18 protein-coding genes are annotated in these 19,868 nt (G+C 58.0%); 12 read left to right on the top strand and 6 right to left on the bottom strand.

Going from position 1 to position 19,868, the window contains the following annotated elements:
- Positions 1-12 precede the first annotated feature (12 nt).
- Together SJY36_RS15310 and SJY36_RS15305 are read left to right on the top strand one after the other, a co-directional pair.
- Entirely contained in the window at positions 13-864 is an 852-nt protein-coding gene (locus SJY36_RS15310) for a formate/nitrite transporter family protein (protein ID WP_009825653.1), read from the top strand.
- A 53-nt stretch (positions 865-917) separates the two neighbouring features.
- Positions 918-1,844 (top strand): YihY/virulence factor BrkB family protein, encoded by a 927-nt coding sequence (locus SJY36_RS15305; RefSeq protein WP_386176234.1) that lies wholly within the window; start codon positions 918-920, stop codon positions 1,842-1,844.
- Between the two features lie 3 nt (positions 1,845-1,847).
- Here SJY36_RS15305 and SJY36_RS15300 read toward each other — a convergent pair whose 3' ends face one another.
- Complete coding sequence (locus SJY36_RS15300; protein WP_005850638.1) at positions 1,848-2,576, bottom strand: Crp/Fnr family transcriptional regulator; 729 nt, start codon at positions 2,574-2,576, stop codon at positions 1,848-1,850.
- Positions 2,577-2,659: 83 nt separating this feature from the next.
- Between SJY36_RS15300 and SJY36_RS15295 the strand changes: the two genes are divergently transcribed.
- The gene (locus SJY36_RS15295) at positions 2,660-3,016 is read left to right on the top strand and encodes a hypothetical protein (RefSeq protein WP_009825650.1); all 357 of its coding nucleotides are present in this window, start codon (positions 2,660-2,662) and stop codon (positions 3,014-3,016) included.
- Here the strand turns inward: SJY36_RS15295 and SJY36_RS15290 are convergent.
- From SJY36_RS15290 to SJY36_RS15280, 3 genes are all read right to left on the bottom strand, one after another.
- Entirely contained in the window at positions 2,979-3,356 is a 378-nt protein-coding gene (locus SJY36_RS15290; protein ID WP_009825649.1) for a hypothetical protein, read from the bottom strand. The genes SJY36_RS15295 and SJY36_RS15290 overlap by 38 nt on opposite strands.
- Positions 3,356-3,658 (bottom strand): YqjD family protein, encoded by a 303-nt coding sequence (locus SJY36_RS15285; RefSeq protein WP_235183729.1) that lies wholly within the window; start codon positions 3,656-3,658, stop codon positions 3,356-3,358. The genes SJY36_RS15290 and SJY36_RS15285 overlap by 1 nt, the downstream gene beginning before the upstream one ends.
- Positions 3,659-3,804: 146 nt before the next feature.
- On the bottom strand, positions 3,805-4,614 hold the full coding sequence (locus tag SJY36_RS15280) for a response regulator (RefSeq protein WP_184583645.1): 810 nt from the start codon (positions 4,612-4,614) through the stop codon (positions 3,805-3,807).
- Between the two features lie 108 nt (positions 4,615-4,722).
- Here SJY36_RS15280 and SJY36_RS15275 point away from each other — a divergent pair, with 108 nt between their 5' ends.
- The 4 genes from SJY36_RS15275 (at position 4,723) to SJY36_RS15260 (ending at position 7,601) form a co-directional block, all read left to right on the top strand.
- On the top strand, positions 4,723-4,878 hold the full coding sequence (locus SJY36_RS15275) for a NepR family anti-sigma factor (RefSeq protein WP_005850632.1): 156 nt from the start codon (positions 4,723-4,725) through the stop codon (positions 4,876-4,878).
- Complete coding sequence (locus tag SJY36_RS15270) at positions 4,875-5,432, top strand: RNA polymerase sigma factor (protein ID WP_386176231.1); 558 nt, start codon at positions 4,875-4,877, stop codon at positions 5,430-5,432. Before SJY36_RS15275 ends, SJY36_RS15270 begins: the two co-directional genes overlap by 4 nt.
- Positions 5,433-5,485: 53 nt before the next feature.
- Positions 5,486-7,156: a sensor histidine kinase gene (locus SJY36_RS15265; RefSeq protein WP_386176229.1), complete on the top strand. Its 1,671-nt coding sequence runs from the start codon at positions 5,486-5,488 to the stop codon at positions 7,154-7,156.
- Positions 7,157-7,451: 295 nt separating this feature from the next.
- Complete coding sequence (locus SJY36_RS15260) at positions 7,452-7,601, top strand: hypothetical protein (RefSeq protein WP_005850628.1); 150 nt, start codon at positions 7,452-7,454, stop codon at positions 7,599-7,601.
- A 43-nt stretch (positions 7,602-7,644) separates the two neighbouring features.
- Here the strand turns inward: SJY36_RS15260 and SJY36_RS15255 are convergent, their stop codons facing one another.
- The gene (locus tag SJY36_RS15255) at positions 7,645-8,196 is read right to left on the bottom strand and encodes a cupin domain-containing protein (RefSeq protein ID WP_184583643.1); all 552 of its coding nucleotides are present in this window, start codon (positions 8,194-8,196) and stop codon (positions 7,645-7,647) included.
- A 178-nt stretch (positions 8,197-8,374) separates the two neighbouring features.
- Between SJY36_RS15255 and gabT the strand changes: the two genes are divergently transcribed.
- The gene (gene gabT, locus SJY36_RS15250) at positions 8,375-9,769 is read left to right on the top strand and encodes a 4-aminobutyrate--2-oxoglutarate transaminase (protein WP_386176227.1); all 1,395 of its coding nucleotides are present in this window, start codon (positions 8,375-8,377) and stop codon (positions 9,767-9,769) included.
- Positions 9,770-9,839: 70 nt separating this feature from the next.
- Here the strand turns inward: gabT and SJY36_RS15245 are convergent, their stop codons facing one another.
- On the bottom strand, positions 9,840-11,456 hold the full coding sequence (locus SJY36_RS15245; RefSeq protein ID WP_386176225.1) for an FMN-binding glutamate synthase family protein: 1,617 nt from the start codon (positions 11,454-11,456) through the stop codon (positions 9,840-9,842).
- A gap of 445 nt (positions 11,457-11,901) precedes the next feature.
- On the opposite strand from SJY36_RS15245, the gene SJY36_RS15240 reads away from it, so the two are divergent.
- The 4 genes from SJY36_RS15240 to SJY36_RS15225 all read left to right on the top strand — a co-directional run bounded on the left by SJY36_RS15240 (position 11,902) and on the right by SJY36_RS15225 (position 19,848).
- Entirely contained in the window at positions 11,902-12,861 is a 960-nt protein-coding gene (locus SJY36_RS15240) for a TAXI family TRAP transporter solute-binding subunit (RefSeq protein WP_005850616.1), read from the top strand.
- Between the two features lie 123 nt (positions 12,862-12,984).
- Positions 12,985-15,753 carry a TRAP transporter permease gene (locus SJY36_RS15235; protein WP_386176223.1) on the top strand — a complete coding sequence of 923 codons (2,769 nt, stop codon included), beginning with the start codon at positions 12,985-12,987 and terminating at the stop codon, positions 15,751-15,753.
- Between the two features lie 167 nt (positions 15,754-15,920).
- On the top strand, positions 15,921-17,027 hold the full coding sequence (locus tag SJY36_RS15230; RefSeq protein ID WP_009825643.1) for a carbon-nitrogen hydrolase family protein: 1,107 nt from the start codon (positions 15,921-15,923) through the stop codon (positions 17,025-17,027).
- 82 nt (positions 17,028-17,109) lie between these two features.
- Positions 17,110-19,848 (top strand): aminotransferase class I/II-fold pyridoxal phosphate-dependent enzyme, encoded by a 2,739-nt coding sequence (locus tag SJY36_RS15225; RefSeq protein ID WP_005850610.1) that lies wholly within the window; start codon positions 17,110-17,112, stop codon positions 19,846-19,848.
- Positions 19,849-19,868 lie beyond the last annotated feature (20 nt).

Below are 19,868 nucleotides of genomic sequence, written 5' to 3'. Positions count from 1 at the left end.
AGGAGCGCAGGAATGGCCCCTCTTATTCAACGCAGGGTTTCGCGTAAGAAACCACAGGACGCGCAAGCCGAGGAGAAATCGGTCAGCGAAGCGACGGCATTGTCGCCCAAGCTGATCTACGAAGTGATCCGCCGTGAGGGCGAGGAAGAGCTGGCGCGCAGCAAGCGGTCGTTGATCTGGTCGGGGATCGCGGCGGGGGTGATGATCAGCCTGTCGGTTCTGGGCGAGGCCGTGTTCCGGACCTATCTGCCCGATACCGCGCATCGTTTCCTGATCGAGAACCTGGGCTATTCGCTGGGTTTTCTGGCGGTGATCATGGGGCGGATGCAGCTGTTTACCGAAAACACCATCACCACCGTTTTGCCGATCATGCGGGCCAAGACCTGGCATTCGCTGATGTGTATGTTCCGCCTGTGGGGGATCGTGCTGGCGGCGAATGTGGTGGGGGCCTTTGCCGCGGCGATGCTGTTTCTCTGGACGCCCGCGATTTCGCCCGAGGTGCTACCCGCCATTCTGGACCTGTCGCATCACGCAACCAGCATGGGGGCCTATCAGGGGTTCTGGCGGGCCATTCCGGCGGGGGTCATCGTCGCGCTTATCGTCTGGATGATGCCGCAGGCGGATGAGACGTCGTTCTTCCTGATCCTTGTGTTCACCTGGCTTATCGCCGCTGGGGATTTCGCGCATATCGTTGCGGGGTCGGTCGAGATGGCGGTGATGATACTGGACGGCCAGCTTGGCCTGATGGCGGCGGTGTTCGAGTTCTTCTTACCGGTGCTTGCGGGCAACATTGTTGGCGGAACGATCATCTTTACCCTCGTCGCTTGGGGTCAGGTGCGCGATGAGGTAGAAGAGGAAAAGTAGCGTAAATGTGATGTGGCAGGGGCCGCAGCCGTGGGGAACGAGGATCAAGGGTTTTGACACAGAAATCGGTGAGCACCATAAAGCTGTACTGGGATGCGCTGAAAGCGGCGCTGGTTGATATCTCTGAAAAGAACGTCTCGCTTATTGCGGCGGGGGTCGCTTTTTATGCGATGTTGTCGCTGTTTCCCGCCCTTGCCGCGCTGGTCACGATCCTGAGCCTGATCTCTGACCCTGTGGTTGTCATCGCCCAGCTGGAAGACATGCGCGGTCTGCTGCCCGATGACGTCTATGATATTCTCAATGATCAGGTGGTGTCGTTGGTCACGACCAGCACCGGCAAACTGGGGTGGGCTGGTGCCGCTTCGGTTCTGGTGGCGATGTGGTCGGCGCGGGCAGGTGTGGGCGCGATGATGATCGGCTTGAACAGCGTGTATAGTGAACGCAATCGCAACGCCGCGCGGCACTATCTGCGGGCGCTGATGCTGACCTTTACCTTGGTGATGGTGGGGCTGATTGCGCTGATCACTGTGGTGATCGCACCGATTGTGCTGTCGTTCATCCCCTTGGGGGTATTCGGCTATTTCGTCGCCGAGATCATCCGCTGGAGCATCGCGATACTGGTGCTATTGGCCGGTGTTGGTGTGCTGTACCGCTTTGGCCCAAACCGTCGTGCGGCGCGCATCGGCTGGCTGACATGGGGGGCTGTTTTCGCGGTGTTTTCATGGGCGGTGGTGTCGATCGGGTTCAGCTATTACGTTGCGAACTTCGGCAATTACAATCAGGTCTACGGGTCTATTGGCGCTGTGATCGCCATGCTGGTCTGGCTGTGGATCAGCAGTTTTCTGGTGCTGATGGGGGCGTCGTGGAACGCGCAGGTTGAACTGCGCACGCGCCCTGACAGCACCATTGGCCGTGACCGGCCGCTTGGCAAACGCGGGGCTTATGTGGCGGATAATCTGGTAAGTGTGAGCGAGGAATAGCGCCTACATCAAGGGGCGCTTGGCCGGTTTGCTGCGCTCTGTTTCGGCGACGTCGGCGAGCTTGTCGAGGTCGTTGACCTGCAGAACCTGATCCGACCAGGACGCGAGTTGCTGGTCACGCAGCTTCGCGAGGGTTTTGTTGGTATGAACAAGCGATAGACCCAAAGCATCCGCCAGATCGCGTTGCGTGAAGGGCAGGGTCATTGTGTTATTTGTCACCAACCCCAGCCCCATCCCGCGTTCAAAGAACTTGAGCATTGCCCATGACACCGCTTGCAGCGCGGTGCGTTGGCCGACAGTGGCAAGCGTTTCGCCAAGGAAATGCTCCTCTATCGCAGCGAGCCATGTGATATCGAACGCGCGGCTGGGGTTGCTGCGGAAGAAGGTCCAGAAATCCGAGCGGTTGAACACGCACATGCGCATATGTGTCCGTGCCTCTACGCTGTGGCCCATTTCGCCAAGCATACCGGCCTGAAGCCCCATGAAATCGCCGGGGAAGACAAAGTTAATGACCTGCCGTTCACCATTATCCAGCGACTTATGCCGGATGCCCATGCCGGACAGCACCGTATAGAGTTGGGGGGAGTTGGAACCCTGCATCAAGATTGTCGTGCCGGGGTCGACGCTAAGCTCACCGACCTTGAATTTCTGCATGAACTCAAGCTCTTCCCTTGTCATGGTGACAAAGGCGTCCTTTTTGTGAAGCGGACAATAGCGGCAATCGATACCCATGAAAAAATTCCTAACTCGTATGTCATAGTTTAACGCGGCGCTTTGGAAATATTGCTACCTTCGCGGGAGTAGAAAGGCGCGATGTGATTCCTTTTTTCGTATTCGATACTGACCCGATCGTTCGGGCGGATGTGATCGACATGCTGGAACAGGCATTCGGTGACGCCGCATTGTCTGTGTCCGAAACCCTTTCCGCTTTTATCTCTGAACTGCGCAGCTGTTCGTCTCAGGCCGTGGCGCTTGTGTCCGGCACGTCGAATGACCTGTCGGAACTCTTTGCCGCAGACCTGCCCACGAAAGATGTCGCCTATGTTCTATACGGCGAAGGTCAAAGCATTCCCGACACCTACATCTATTCCGTCGTAGACCGGCCTTTCACCAATGACACTATGGTGCAAGGCATTAGCGACGCGCTTGCTTCCCTGCGTTCAGACCGTTGACGAAAGCCGTGATGATCGCGGCAATTCCGCCGACGCCGCCGGTGGCTTGCGCCTGTTGCATCGCCTGTGCGCGTAAGGCGGCTTCGCGTTTCTGACGCCGGATTGCACGGGCCCGGATCGACAGGGCCGCAATCAATACAAGACCCATACCGAAAAACAGGCTGCCCATAATCAGACAGGCTACCAGCGGTGTGGTGATGGTAAGCAAGAACAGCCACGCGGCGACGGCAAGAAACGCCCCGCCCACAATCAGGCAGAGCATTGCGCCAAAGCCGATGGCGGCAGTTTGCGCCGTTCGGGTTGCCTTTTGGGCAACCCTATCCGTCACATATTCGAACATTAGCGGCGTGTCGCAAACAGACCGGCGATAAAGCCGACACCGGCAGCAATACCCAATGCGGCGGCTGGTTGTGTACGTACAAAATCTTCGGCTGTTTGCTGCGCTTCCAATGCCTTGTCACGGCCGGAGTTCGCCAGATCCTGCGCAGTGGATTTCGCTTGGTTGGCGGCTTCGGCGCTTTTGGCTTTGGTCAGATCGGCCATCGTGCTTGTCAGCGACGCGATGTCGTCTTTCAAAACGGCCAGCTGGACCGAGATATCATCGACAGACAGGTTGCTTGTGTTGGTTACGTCCTTGGCCATGGTGGTCTCCATTATTCATGTGTTCACCAACCAAACGCGCCCTGTAGATATAAGTTCCTTAAAGGCGTGGCTTGCGTCACACAGTATCGATAAAAAAAGGCCACGGTGGAACCACCGCGGCCTCGTTTGTTTGCGTGTATGTCGGCTTAGCTGTGCAGCGTCTCTGTCGACGAGAAGAACATCGCTTGCGAAACAGCCGATACGACCTGATCCACCGTGTAAGGCTTGGAGATCAGGAATGCGGGTTCGGGCTTGTCACCGGTCAGCAGACGCTCGGGGAATGCGGTGATGAAGATCACCGGACGGTTACCCAAATCGCGCAGCAGATCGTTCACGGCGTCGATGCCGGAGGAGTTATCGGCCAGCTGGATATCAGCGAGGATCAGGTCCGGCACATCCGCCTTGCCCAGTTTGACAGCTTCGTCACGCGTGCGCGCAACACCGGTCACACGGTGGCCCATTTCGGCGACGATGGATTCGATGTCCATCGCGATGATCGCCTCGTCCTCGATGATCATGACCGAACCGGTAACACTATCTGCCATTTCGCGGCGGGCAATTTGCACCAGCTCGCTGGCTTCGCTCTCTTCAACACCGATGATCTGGCCGACTTCTTTAAAGGAGAACCCTTCGATCGTGTGCAGCAGCAACGCTTCGCGGCTGTGGTTGGTCAGCTTGGCGAGGTGCTTTTGCGCCTTGGCGCGGGGGCCGCTCTCACCTTCTTCGACAGGCGCACCGGCGCTGGCCCAGATGCCGTACAAAACGCGGAACACACCTGTGCGGGTGTCTACACCATCCAGAACCGACCGGTCCGTCAAAATCGCTTCGAGCGAGGCGGCTGCAAAAGCGTCGCCGCTGTTCTGGCTGCCGGTCAATGCGCGCGCGTAGCGACGCAGGTAAGGAAGGCATTCACCCAACGCATCGCTGACACTTGGTGTTTCGGTGACATCCGTCATTTATTGTCGTCCTTTTAAAATATTTCTGGAACCAAACCCCCTAACGCTGTGTTTGGTTCCGTGTCATATGTATAAATACAGTATTTAAAGAAGGCAGGAAACTTGTTCATGCAATCAGGCCAAAACGACGAGCGTGAGCGCTTTATCGACGAAAATCTTCGCCGCGTTTATGACGAGACGATGGAAGAAGGGATTCCCGATAAATTTAAAGACCTGCTTAATCAGTTGAAAGAACAGGATAAAAACGCTGGTAAAAAAGGATGAGCAATTCTGATCCCCGCGACCAACTGGTGGAGCATTTGCCCGCCATGCGCGCCTTTGCCATCAGCCTGACCCGGAACGGTGCCATCGCGGATGACATGGTTCAGGATACTCTGGTCAAAGCCTGGACCAACATCGAAAAATTTGAAGTCGGCACAAATATGCGCGCCTGGCTCTTCACAATTTTGCGGAACACCTATTATTCTTCCCGTCGTAAAGCCAACCGCGAGGTCGCTGATGTGGATGGTGTGTTCACGGAAAGCCTTGCTGAAAAGCCGGCGCATGACGGGCATATGCAAATGACCGATTTCCGCAAAGCTCTGGGCTTGCTGAAAGACGAACAGCGCGAAGCATTGCTGCTGGTCGGTGCATCAGGCTTTTCCTACGAGGAAGCCGCCGAGATGTGTGGCGTTGCCGTCGGTACGATCAAAAGCCGGACGAACCGTGCCCGCGCGCGGCTGGCTGAGCTGATGGGCCTGCGCGATGACGAAAGTCTCGAAATGACGGATGATGCGACGATGTCGGTTATCTCGGCATCTAAAGTGTCTTCTTTCTGATCGTGACGTCGGGGTTTCTGTCCACAAATATCTTTCGGGGCCTCGCGTTTCGCGTGCTGCTTTTCCTTTCGCTTGCGTTGCTGCCCATCGGTTTGATCGCCGTTGTGCAGACGCGAGAGATTGCGGAGCAGAACCTCGAGAATGCCGAACTGTCGCTGCTTGCCATTACAGAGCAAGCGTCGGCGAAGGAAAGCGGCACGATTCAGGAAGCGTTCGGCGCAGCGGCGGCTTTGGCGTCCGTGGTCAAACTGATCAAGTCTGACAATGTGTCGTGCAGCGCCTTCATGCGCGAATATCAGCAATCCTCCGACCTTTATACGGTCGCAAGCTTCATCCAAAACGACGGGCGGATGGATTGTGTATCGACAGGCGTTTCGGGAAACGTGTCGGACCGGCCTGTATTTCAAAAGATGATCGAACACAAAAGTCGCATGGCGAATGTCACCAGCACGCCGGCGCAAAGCAAGGAACCGGTGCTGATCGTCACCAACCCGCTTGAGGTGGAAGAAGAGCTGATCGGCTTTATCAACCTGTCCATTCCCGAAAAGGTTTTTCACGACGCACCGGTGCCCGAGACAGGGTCGCAGCCGATCGCGATGCTGACCTTCAACGCGCAGGGCGACATCCTGACGACCAAAAATGGCGTTGAAGCGGCCGAACAAGAGTTGCCCTCCTTTGCCGCGTTGAAATGGTATGTGGGCCAGTCTGGTCGCGTCTTCCATGATACCAACCAGCAAGGGCAGGACCGCGTCTATGCCGTTTTGCCCATCGTCCCCGGTGTTGCCTACGCCATGAGCGTCTGGCCCGAGGATTCCCCGCTGCTTCAGGCAGGGGCGATGACAACGCTTAGCTTCGTGCTGCCGGTGGCGATGTGGCTGGCAAGCCTTGTCGTGGCCTTTTGGGCGCTGAACCGTCTGGCCATTAAACACATCCGCAAACTTGGTCGGCAGATGCGCCATTTCGCGTTGAACAGAACCTTGCCGCGCACGCCTTTGGGGGGTGTCGTCCCGACCGAGATCGTGAATATGGAGCATGCCTTTGTCGGTATGGCGGAATCGATCCTACGGGATGAAGCGTCGCTAGAAGACAACCTGCGCCAAAAGAATATTCTGCTGAAAGAAGTGCATCATCGGGTGAAGAATAACCTTCAGCTGATCTCTTCTATCATGAACATGCAGATCCGTCAGGCGACCACATCGGATGCGAAACGCGTGCTGCAGCGATTGCAGGACCGGATCCTCAGCCTCGCGACAGTGCACAAAAGCCTTTACCAGAACGACAATCTGACCCGTGTCGACGGTGGCGCGCTCATGCATGAGATCGTGAACCAGCTCCTTAGCGTAGGTCTGCCGTCCGGCTCTGGCGTGACGGTGTCGCAAAACTACGAGGCGGTACAGCTTGACCCCGACGACGCCGCACCGCTCACGTTGCTGGTGTCCGAGGCGATTACCAATGCGCTGAAATATGTCGCCGCCGACGGCAAGGCAAAGGGACATATCGAGGTGAGCCTGTCTCATACCCAGCCGGAAATGGCGTTGCTGTTTGTTAAGAACACCACCGGCAATATTGATCCCGAAGCAGGGACCGGCCTTGGTTCTCGGTTGATCAACGCGTTCTCGCGTCAGTTGAACGGGCAGGTAGAGATCATTGATGAAGAGGGCACCTATACGCTGAGCGTTGAATTCCACGTGCCGCTGCAGGCGAAAGAAGTCTACGACTACTGAGGGTTCGGCGCAGAAAACTCGGTAAAATTAAATTTATTTTCACTATGTCGGCGGTGAATCCTTCGCGTCCCAGCCAGCGGGGCCTGTTGGGGTTCAACCTGCGGGATTCATGGGACTTTCGGTGGTTTCGCGATGGATGTGGTCCCGATCGCGTATGTCAGGCGACATTCGCCGTCTCAGCAAAGCGCCGCGCAAACTCTGCAATGCAGCAATTGCGCCCTCCAGCCTGTGGAACCATGTGACCCGTGGGCTGTTAGTCTCCTGAACGAGCCACACAAGCGAACAGGAGGCATCAATGACGACAGATTTGTTTATCGCTTCATTTTTGATTCTCGCTTTGGCCGCAATCGCTATCGTTTCGCTGACCACGCAACGGGGCAGCGAAGAGAAAAAGCGCCAAAGATCGTCATTGCATAGCCATTCCCGGCGCGACGACGAACGATAATCAAAGGTTTGGTGCGGGCCATCCGCACGTCAAGAAAACGAAATCAAAAACTCGGCGGCGTACATGCACTTACAACAATACATTGTACGTCGCCGATGTTTCTGAACCGGTGCGGCAAGCGGCTGTCAAAAAGATAGCCATCCCCCGGTGCCAGCACGGCGACGGCACCGTCGACCGTCACCTCGATCTCTCCGGAGATAACCACACCAGCCTCTTCGCCCTCATGCACCAGCAGTTCGGGCCCTGTGTCCGCGCCGGGCGGGTAGGTTTCGTGCAGCACCTGCAAGGAGTGTTGCTCCGCATTGCCAAGCTGGCGCAATGACACCTGACCGTCATAGGTGGGGGAGACTTTGGTAAACTCGCTCTCGCGGTAGAAGACTTTGGGCGATTGCGTATCTTCCAGCGTTGAAAAGAATTCAGCCATGCTGATCGGGATCGCGTCCAGCAGGCTTTTCAAAGACGCGACCGAGGGGCTCGTCTTGTTCTTCTCGATCAGGGAGATGGTGCCGTTGGTCAGCCCTGCCTTGGTCGCCAGTTCGCGCTGAGACAGGCCGCGTTCTTCTCGAATCGATCTTAGTCTTTGACCTATGTCCACGTCCGGTCCCCGGATTATTTCTGTCAGCTACCTAACCCGTATCTTGGTGCGATCACAGGCAAATTTTGGCGCATCTGATTCAACTGACGCGCGCTGAGGCAAATCTATATTGACAATTAAATTAAACGCAATAAGAGGATTTTAAACGCGGGTCGCGTTTCAACAAGAGGATTTGTATATGCCTAGTACTGTCAAAAAGCAGCCGCGCAAGGCCGCTGCAAAGAAACCGGCAAAAAGCAGCGTCGTGCCCGACATGCTTGATGCAAACGTATCTGTCGAAACCAACGCTCAGTTGATCGCCCGCCGTGAACAGGCTGTTCCACGTGGCGTTGCCTCTGCGGCGCCGATCTATGCGAAATACGCCGAGAACGCGGAACTTTGGGACGTGGACGGCAACCGCTACATCGACTTCGTCGGCGGCATTGGCGTGCTGAACACCGGCCACCGTCACCCCAAGGTGATCGCGGCAGCCAAGGCGCAAGAAGACCAATACACGCACACCAGCTTTCAGGTTGTGCCCTACGCCCCCTACATCGAACTGGCGGAAAAGCTGAATGCGCTGGCCCCCGGTGACGCGCCCAAGAAAACGCTGTTGGTGACAACCGGTGCCGAGGCGGTGGAAAACGCGGTCAAGATCGCGCGGGCTGCAACTGGCCGCCCCGGTGTGATCGCTTTTACCGGCGGCTACCACGGGCGCACGCTGCTGACGCTGGGGATGACGGGTAAAATCTCTCCTTACAAAAAAGACGTTGGTCCCTTCCCGTCCGATATCTTCCGCGCGCCTTTCCCATCGCCTCGCGACGGGATCACGGTCGAGGATGCGATCACCGGCCTGAAAAACCTCTTCCTGACCGATGCGCAGCCCGAACGTGTGGCCGCCATCATCATCGAGCCCGTCTTGGGCGAGGGTGGTTATACCCCCGTGCCGTTCGAGATGATGCACCAGCTCCGCGAGATCTGTGACCAGCACGGTATCATGCTGATCGCCGACGAAGTGCAGGCGGGCTTTGGCCGGACCGGCAAATGGTTTGCCATCGAACACTCCGGCGTTACCCCCGATCTGATCACCGTCGCAAAGTCGATGGCGGGTGGCTATCCTTTGGCGGGTGTGATTGGCCGCGCTGATGTGATGGACGCGATGATCCCCGGCGGTCTGGGTGGCACGTACGGCGGCAACCCCGTCGCCTGTGCCGCAGCGCTTGCCGCGATCGAGGCGATCGAGGAAGAAGGCCTGCTGCAGCGGTCGCTGGACATGGGGGAACACCTCAAGGCGCGCTTTGCCGAGATCGGCGCACGCTCTGCGCCGTTCCGCATGTGGGATATCCGCGGTCTGGGTGCGATGGTCGCGGTCGAGTTTGTGACCGACTTTGACACGGCGACACCGGACGGTGATTTCACTAAACGTGTTATTGCGCACGCGCTCAAGCGCGGTCTGCTGCTGCTGAGCTGTGGCATGCAGGGTAACGCTGTGCGTGTGATGGTGCCGCTGACCGCGTCGGATGCGATCATCGAAGAGGGGCTTGGGATTTTCGAAGCCTCCGTCGCTGCCGCGGTCGTCGAAGAAGCAAAGTAAGCTCTGTCGTCAAAATGAAAGGCGCGCCGGGAAACCTGCGCGCCTTTTGTGTTTCCGGTCTTGGGCGCGTTTAATCAAACGGTACAAAGCTGTCGGCCTGCGCCCGCGCCCAACGGGTTTTATTGCCGTTATAGTCGGGCGATTGATCATCCAGCAGATAGCCTTCGGGCAGGTAGCCATAGACCTGATCACCCTGCACCATGCTGTTATCGCTTTGCCGCATCATCATATGGCGGGGCAGGAAATCGCTGGGGTGCTCTAGGCCGGCGGCGCCTGTCATCTCGCCCAAGGCCATCAGCGTATTGCGGTGGAACCGCGCGACACGCTGGCTTTTGTCATCCACATCCAAGGCGCGTTGGCGCGTGGGATCTTGGGTCGCGACGCCGACGGGGCAGTGATTGGTGTGGCACGCTTGCGCCTGGATACAGCCCACCGCAAACATGAACCCGCGGGCGGAATTGCACCAATCGGCGCCCAAAGCCAGCGCACGGGCGATATCAAAGGCTGATACGACCTTGCCCGCCGCGCCTAGTTTCACCTGATCGCGAATACCGGCACCGCGCAGGGTGTTGTGCACAAAGGTCAGCCCCTCGACCATCGGCATGCCGACGTGGTTGGCGAATTCAAGCGGGGCAGCGCCCGTGCCGCCTTCGGTGCCGTCGACGACGATAAAGTCAGGCACGATCCCCGTATCCAGCATCGCCTTGACCATACACATGAATTCACGCTGGTGGCCGATGCACAGCTTGAACCCCACAGGCTTGCCGCCCGACAGATCGCGCAGCTTGCCCAGAAACTCCATCATCTGAACAGGAGAGGTGAACGCTGAATGGGCGGCGGGCGAGATGCAGTCGTGCCCCATCGGGATGCCCCGTGCCGCCGCGATCTCGGCACTGATCTTCGACGCGGGCAGCATGCCACCATGACCGGGTTTGGCACCCTGGCTCAACTTAAGCTCGATCATCTTGATCTGGTCGCTCGCGGCCTGCTCCTTGAATTTGTCGGGGTCGAACTGCCCGTCTTCTGTGCGGCAGCCAAAATAGCCCGACCCGATTTCATAGATCAGGTCTCCGCCCCCCTCGCGGTGATAGCGGCTGATCCCGCCTTCGCCGGTGTCATGGGCGAACTGGCCCATCTTGGCCCCCTTGTTCAGGGCGCTGATCGCATTGGCTGACAGCGATCCAAAGCTCATCGCCGAGATATTGTAGATCGACGCGTCATAGGGCTGCTTGCAGTCCTTGTTGCCGATGGTCACGCGAAAATCCGTGTCGGTGATATGGACCGGCTGGACAGAATGGGTGACCCATGAATACCCCGCATCATAGACCCGCATCCGCGTGCCAAAAGGCCGCGCGTCTTCCACGCCTTTGGCGCGTTGATAGACCAGCGACCGGTCATCACGGCTGAAGGGTTCTTCGTCCTGATCGGATTCAATCAGATATTGCCTGATTTCCGGGCGGATACCTTCAAAGAAAAACCGCATGTGCCCCAGCACCGGATAGTTGCGCAAGATCGAATGTTTGGTCTGGATCAGGTCGTACACCCCCATCACCGCGAGGATGCCGAAGATCACTGATGGAAGGATCATCCACCACGACCACAGCGCTGTGAGCATCGCGAAGGCGCCGAAAAGGGCGATGACAGTCGCAAAAAGGCCAAAGCGGCCGAGGGATTTGAGTGCTTTCATGTGGGGCTCCTGCTGGCGCGTCTGGGTCGAAAATCGCTGCTTTTTCGGTTATATAGCACAAATAACCTGAAAGTACCGCGCGGCGAAGGCAGATGTCCGGCACATATTCCGGCCCGCAGTTTTGATTTTGTGCCGCTGCGCGCTAGTATTTCTAGGCACGGGATTGGGGGAAGTGAAATAAATATGGAAAATCAGTTTATTACATCGTTTTTCGCGTTGCGATTTACCATACGCGTCCACTAAATGACGGGTGCCATGTGTACCGCATAGTGAAAATAATTCATGATTTCACGCCGCGATTCGCACAGGGTCAGAGCATTATTTCGGGGAAAAATCGCAATAAATCAGCTTGTTTTGCTCCGGAATATCTGCGCTCATTTCAACCATGACGGAGAGCATGCGCATCAATGACGTGTGTTCAGACAATTAAGTTGGGAGACTTCAAATGACTATTTTCAAGTCCATCGCCATCGCCTCTGCACTGGTCGCGGGTACCGCCGCCACCGCGCAGGAGAAATTCATCACCATCGGGACCGGCGGCCAGACCGGCGTCTACTTTGTCGTGGGTCAGTCGATCTGCCGCTTGGTAAACCGTGACAGCGCCAAAACCGGCCTGAAATGTACCGCTCCGTCCACCGGTGGTTCCATCGCCAACATCAACGCCATCAAGGCGGGTGACATGGACATGGGTGTTGCCCAGTCCGACTGGCAGTTCCACGCGTACAACGGGTCTTCGCAGTTCGAAGGCGACAAGTTCGACAAAGAGCGCGCGGTCTTTTCCGTACACGCCGAACCCTTCAACGTTATCGCGCGTGCCGATTCCGGCATCGAAAGCTTTGACGACCTGAAAGGCAAACGCGTCAACGTCGGTAACCCCGGTTCCGGTCAACGCGCCACGATGGAAGTCGTTCTGGACGCCAAAGGCTGGACCATGGATGACTTCGCGCTCGCATCCGAGCTGAAGCCAGCCGAGCAGGCCGCCGCTTTGGGCGATAACAAGGTCGACGCGATCATCTACACCGTGGGCCACCCCAACGGGTCGATCCAGGAAGCCGTGTCTACCGTCGACGCCAAGCTGGTGCCGGTTGAAGGCGAAGCGATCGACAAACTGGTCGCCGACAACCCGTTCTACGCATACTCCACCATCCCCGGTGGCATGTACAAAGGCACCGACGCGGATGTGAAAACATTCGGCGTGAAAGCGACCTTTGTGACCTCCGCTGATGTGGACGAAGAAGTCGTGTACGAAGTTGTAAAAGCTGTGTTCGACAATTTTGACCGCTTCAAAAAGCTGCACCCCGCGTTTGAGAACCTCAAAGAAGAAGAGATGATCAAAGACGGTCTGTCCGCCCCTCTGCATGATGGTGCGGCGAAGTACTACAAAGAGCGTGGATGGATTGAATAAGCCCGCCGCTTGACCATTCGCGAACGCGAGGAGGGCCTCGCGTTCGCATCCTGCGGCAACGACCGCAGTCGACCGACAATAAACGTGCACCTGTCCTGATACGGGGCCACCAAGGGGACGAAGATGTCACAGAACGATCAACACCAAGCCGCCGCTGTAGAAGCCGAAGCCGCCGGAAAAGGCGGGCTGAGCCAAAGCGAGCTGGATGAACTTGTCGCGTCTTCGGACACGGGTGGCAGGTCAGCGACCGGAAGCGTTGGCGTCTTTCTGGCGTTGACCGCGCTGGCGTGGTCGCTGTTCCAGCTGTGGATCGCCTCCCCGCTTCCTTTTGTTTTCGGCTGGGGTGTTTTTAACGACACCGAAGCCCGGTCAATCCACTTGGCCTTTGCTATTTTCCTTGGCATCGCCGCCTTCCCCGCCGCGCGCACCAAGGTGCAACTGGGGCTGGGGATTATCGTGCCCGTCGTGCTGGCCTATCTGTTCATGGTAGCGGCCAAAGACGGCACGCCGACCTGGTGGATCCCGCTGGTCGCCATCGTCATTGTCGCAACCGTTGTGCTTGGATCGCCCAAAGACCGTATCCCCTTGTGGGAATGGGCCTTGGCGCTGGTTGGCGCGGCCGCTGCGTTGTATCTGTTTGTGTATTATCGCGAAATCTCGAGCCGTGTCGGTGCGCCGAACATGCAAGATACGGTTGTTTTCGTGATCGGCATCATGATCCTGCTAGAGGCAACGCGCCGCGCCCTTGGGCCCGCGCTGATGATCGTTGCGTCGGTCTTCCTTGTCTATAACGTCTTGGGGCCGATGATGCCGGATATCATCGCGCATAAGGGTAACTCGCTTTCCGAGATCGTGAACCACCAGTGGATCACCACCGAAGGTGTGTTCGGCATCGCGCTTGGTGTCTCGACGTCTTTCGTATTCCTCTTCGTCCTGTTCGGCGCGCTGCTGGATAAGGCCGGTGCCGGTAACTATTTCATCCAGGTCGCCTTCAGCATGATGGGCCACATGAAAGGCGGGCCTGCGAAGGCTGCTGTTGTGTCCTCTGCCATGACGGGGCTGATCTCTGGCTCCTCTATCGCCAACGTCGTGACCACGGGGACATTTACCATTCCGCTGATGAAAAAGGTGGGGTTTAGCTCTGAAAAGGCCGGCGCGGTCGAGGTTGCGTCTTCGGTCAACGGTCAGATCATGCCGCCCGTCATGGGGGCCGCGGCCTTCCTGATGGTTGAATATGTGGGCATCCCCTATTTTGATGTGGTGAAACACGCGTTTCTGCCCGCGGTGATCTCTTACATCGCGCTGGTGTATATTGTGCACCTCGAAGCGCTGAAGGCCGGTATGGTCGGGTTGGAACGCCCCTATACGCCGAAGCCGATTGTGCAGCGCTTGCTGGTGTCCGCCTTTATCATCGCCTGTATCTGCGCGCTGAGCTTTGCTGTCTACTACGGCATGGGCTGGCTGCGTCCTGCTTTCCCCAACAGCGCGGGCTATATCATCTTTGCCTTGCTGACGGCGGTCTATGCCGGTCTGCTGTATATCGGGTCGAAGGAAGAGCCGCTGGTACTGGATGATCCGAACGAGCCGGTGACGCGTCTGCCCTTGCCCGGTCCAACGGTGCGGTCGGGCCTGCACTTTATCCTGCCGATTGTCGTTCTGGTCTGGGCCTTGATGGTGGATCGTCTGTCCCCTGGCCTGTCGGCGTTCTGGGCCACGACCTACATGATCTTTATCCTCGTGACACAGCGCCCGCTGATGGCGATTTTCCGGGGCGAAAGCCAGTTTGCCAATGATGTGGTCGCGGGGGTGCGTGACCTGATCGACGGCTTGGTCGTCGGGGCGCGCAACATGATCGGTATTGGGATCGCCACCGCGACCGCGGGTATCATCGTGGGCGTGGTCAGCCAGACCGGCGTTGGGTCGGCGCTTGCCGATGTGGTCGAGGTTCTGTCGGGCGGCAATATCCTTGCGATCCTGTTCCTGACCGCGATCCTGTCGCTGATCCTTGGGATGGGGTTGCCGACAACGGCGAACTATATCGTTGTGTCGGCCCTGCTGGCACCTGTCATTGTGACACTGGGGCAGCAGAACGGTCTGATCGTGCCACTGATCGCCGTGCACCTGTTCGTATTCTACTTTGGCATCATGGCTGATGTGACGCCTCCGGTCGGGTTGGCGAGCTTTGCCGCTGCGGCTGTGTCTGGTGGCGATCCGATCAAGACCGGTGTCGTCGCGTTCTTCTACAGCTTGCGGACGGCGGCGCTGCCGTTCCTGTTCATCTTCAACACCGAACTTCTGCTGATTGATGTGACGGTGGTGCAGGGTATATTCGTCTTCATTGTCGCGACCTTTGCTATGCTGTTGTTTGCAGCGGCGACCCAGGGCTGGTTCCTTGCGCGAAACCGCTTCTACGAGACGATTGCCCTCTTGTTGATCGCCTTTACCCTGTTCCGGCCCGGTTTCTGGATGGATATGGTCTTTCCGCCCTATACCGAAGAAGCACCGGCCGAGATTGTACAGGCCGCGGCCGACACACCGCTTGGGGAGGATCTGCGCCTGCGCGTCGCGGGTATCAATGATCTGGGTGATCCGATCGAATTTGTCGCCCTTCTGCCCATCAACGAAGGCACCACGGGCGAAGAACGGCTGGAGGCTGCCGGCGTGATTACCCGTGTCGAGGGCGATCAGATGTTCATCGACGACGTTCTGTACAACTCTGCCGCGCAATCGGCGGGTCTGGATTGGGACCAAGAGGTGCTGCGCGTGCTCAAACCCGTGGCAACGCCAAGTAAATACTGGATGTTTATCCCTGCGCTGTTGTTGCTGGCCCTCGTGGTCGTCATGCAACGGGGCCGCAATGCACGTGCGGCCCGCAAAGCAGCGGTGGTGTAACAGATTAGTTTGTGCATGTTACGCATAGAAGCCATGCAAATGACGGTGGGTTCGCCATCACGTCACGTGTTTAATATTCCCAACAATGGGAGTATGGACTTGTCACCTTGGGCGTATGGGCGGAGTATTTCCGGCCCCTTCCGCCCGTTTGGACGGAGTGACAAGTTATGACACCTTTTGCGATCGCAGGCGTGCAGATGTACGTCAACGCGCTGGAGTCCAACGTCGATGGCATGATCCAGCGACTGGACATCCTGATGGCGCGTTTTCCCTGGACCCAGATGGTCCTGTTTTCCGAGCTCGCCCCCTTTGGCCCACTTGACCGGTTTGCATTGCCCCCCGAGAATGAAACGCTCGAGGTGTTTCAGGCCGCTGCGCGCAAGCACCGTGTCTGGCTGATCCCCGGCTCCATGTTCCTAAAGAACCCCGAGGACGGGCGCGTGTACAACACTGCCGTTGTGATTAACCCCGAGGGCGAAATCATCCGCCGCTACGCCAAGATGTTCCCGTTCCGGCCCTATGAATCCGGCATCGCGGCAGGTACCGAATTCTGTGTCTTCGACGTGCCGGAAGTCGGGCGTTTCGGCTTGTCGATCTGCTATGACATGTGGTTCCCCGAAACCACGCGCCAGCTGACCAGCCAAGGCGTCGAGGTTCTGCTGACACCTGTTCTGACGGGCACCACCGACCGCGACGCAGAGCTGGCGATTGCCCGCGCGACCGCGGCGCAGTTCCAGTGTTATGTCTTTGCTGTCAACGGTCTGGGCGCAGGTGGCGTCGGTAAATCGCTGGTCGTCGATCCAACATCGATGGTCCTGCACCAGTCCGCCGGTCAGGAAGACATGTTCCCGATCGAAGTCGATCTGTCGATGGTGCGTCGTCAGCGCGAAACCGGCATGAAGGGTCTGGGGCAGGTGCTTAAATCCTTCCGCGACCGGTCTACCGACTTTTCGATCTATGACCGTTCCAGCGGGACGGACGCCTATCTGAACACGCTTGGCCCGCTTGAGGTGCCCCATCAGGGGACCCGCGCCGGTCTGCACGTCGATGTGCCCGCGCAGCGGGTACCGGACGCGCCCGTGTTCAAAGGGCATGAAACAACGACACCAGCGGTTCAGCCGGGCTTTGCCCCCGAACCGCTGCCAAATCCAACGGCGGGGACTGCCAATATCACGGCCCCTGCCGAAACACCTGTGGCTCCGGCTGCAGCGACACCAAATCCACCCGTAAAGCCCGGTGATCTGCCGGGCAGCGGGCCGACATCTAGCGGCTAGGCTGCGGCGTTCAGGTCCGGCGCTTTTCAAAGTGCCGGACACCGGGATGCAGCAGTCGACCGCCCAAAGCGGAGTACGATTCATGCATTCTATGAACGATTATTCGTCGGCAATTCAGCTGAGGTCCGACCGATGGAGCGCGCTGCGTGAAGCGGCGAGCGGCCTGACCCGCGCCACCACAGCCAAGGAAATCGAAGCCCTGCGCAGCAAATGCGCCGCGCTGTTTGACTCCCTGTCGCTGATCGAACCCTATTGGGCCTTTCCGGGCATGGCGGCGTTCGAACACCTGCAGCGGATGCTGAATAACAACAGCTTTGACGACATGGCCTTTGCGGTGAACCGCATCACGCGGGCGCTGACAACAGGGGCCTATCGCCGTCGCACCATCCCGCTGGAACGCGACAGCATCGATCACGACGAACATGACGACGAGGCGATGCTCTCTCCCGAGGCGCGGGCGCTGACCAAACCGTATTTCGAGGTGCTGATCGTCGATGATGTGAACGACCAGCAAGAGCGCTGGCTGAAATCCAACGTCAGTCGGATGCGCCGCCCTGAAGACCCGTTCCACTACGAAGCCGTGGTGGTCAAATCCATCGAAGACGCGCTGATCGCGGTGCTGTTCAACCATAATATCCAGGCCATCGTTGTGCGCCCGGGGCTGACGCTCAAGTCCAAGATGGACGAGACGATACTGGTGCGCTACCTCGCCCGCGCCGGCGGGCAAGAAGAGATCGACAAGCTCCAGCCCGAGAACTATGGCCCCGAGCTTTGCCGCATGATCGCCAAGGTTCGCCCCGAGCTGGACGCCTATCTGGTGACCGAACGGTCGGTCGAGGATATCGCGGGGCTGGATTTGGGGATCTGCCGTCGGGTCTTTTATAACCAAGAAGACTTTATGGAGCTGCACCTGAACATTCTGCGCGGGGTGCAGGCGCGGAACAAATCGCCCTTCTTCACGGCGCTTGTCGAATATTCCAAACAGCCCACGGGCGTTTTCCACGCGATGCCGATCAGCCGCGGCAAGTCGATCACGCGGTCGCATTGGATTCAGGACATGGGCGCGTTCTACGGGCCGAACATCTTTTTGGCTGAAACCTCTGCCACCTCGGGCGGACTGGACAGCTTGCTTGAACCACACGGGCCGATCAAAGAGGCGCAAGAGCTTGCCAGCCGCGCCTTCGGGTCCAAGCAGACGTTCTTCGCCACGAACGGGACATCGACTTGCAACAAGATCGTGGTGCAGGCGTTGGTGCGACCCGGTGACATCGTGCTGGTCGACCGCGACTGCCACAAATCCCACCACTACGGGATGGTGCTGGCGGGGGCGCAGGTGTGCTATCTTGATAGCTATCCGCTGAATGAATATTCGATGTACGGTGCCGTGCCCCTGCGCGAGATCAAGCATCAGCTTCTGGCGCTCAAGGCCGCGGGCAAGCTGGATCAGGTGCGCATGTTGCTGCTGACAAACTGCACCTTTGACGGGCTGGTCTATAACGTCGAACGGGTGATGGAGGAATGTCTGGCGATCAAGCCTGACCTCATCTTCCTGTGGGACGAGGCGTGGTTCGCTTTTGCCCGTTTCAACCCGACCTATCGCCAGCGTACGGGCATGAACGCAGCCAATACCCTGCGCGCGCGGTTCAAGTCGGACGACCACCGCATCGCCTATGAAAAGCAGCAGGCTGAACTGAAGGATGCCGACGACGAGACGCTGCTGAACACGCGTTTGATCCCTGCGCCGGATTCGCGGGTGCGGGTCTATACCACGCAATCGACCCATAAAACGCTGACCTCCCTGCGGCAGGGGTCGATGATTCACGTGAATGATCAGGACTTTAAAGGCGAGGTCGAACAAAGCTTCCACGAAGCCTATATGACCCATACCTCGACCTCGCCGAACTACCAGATCATCGCCTCGCTTGATGTGGGGCGACGACAGGTAGAGCTTGAAGGCTTCGAATTCGTGCAGCGCCAGATCGAGGCCGCTTTGTCCATGCGTCGTGCGATTGCCGACCACCCGCTGCTGAGCAAATACTTCAAGGTGCTGACAGCGGGCGACATGATCCCCGAGGAATACCGCGAAAGCGGGGTGACCAGCTATTACCATCAGGAACAGGGCTGGACCGATATGTGGGACTGCTGGGAGAAAGACCAGTTCGTCCTTGATGCCAGCCGTGTGACGCTGCTGGTCGGCGGGACGGGCTGGGACGGCGACACGTTCAAGACCGATATCCTGATGGATAAATACGGCATCCAGATCAACAAGACATCGCGTAACACGGTCTTGTTCATGACCAATATCGGCACCACGCGGTCCAGCGTCGCCTATCTGATCGAGGTGCTGGTCGAGATCGCGAAATCGCTGGATGACCGTCTGGATGACGCCAGCAAGATGGAGCGTCGGTCTTTCGACAACCGCGTCGCCAACCTGATGGAGAACTACCCGCCGCTGCCGGACTTCAGCCGCTTTCACGAGGCCTTCCGCAACGACGACGTCACCTCCGAAGGGGATATCCGCACGGCGTTCTTCCTCGCTTATGACGAGAAGAACACCGATTACCTGGAGCTGAACGGCACGCTGAAAGAGGCGATGGACGCCAATCAGACGGTCGTGTCCGCCAGCTTTATCATCCCCTATCCCCCCGGCTTTCCCATCCTCGTCCCCGGACAGGTGGTAAGCCAGGAAATCCTGTCGTTCATGCGGAATTTGGACGTCAGCGAGATCCACGGTTACCGCCCCGATCTGGGGCTGCGCGTCTTTACGGATGCGGCGCTGAAACGGGTGCGCAAGAAAAACCTGTCGTCTTCACCTGACTAAGATTAAGCAAAGGACCAAAT

This window comes from Sulfitobacter sp. R86518 (assembly GCF_042466275.1).
Classification (GTDB): domain Bacteria; phylum Pseudomonadota; class Alphaproteobacteria; order Rhodobacterales; family Rhodobacteraceae; genus Sulfitobacter; species Sulfitobacter pontiacus.
This window is presented reverse-complemented; position numbering and strand designations above follow the sequence as displayed.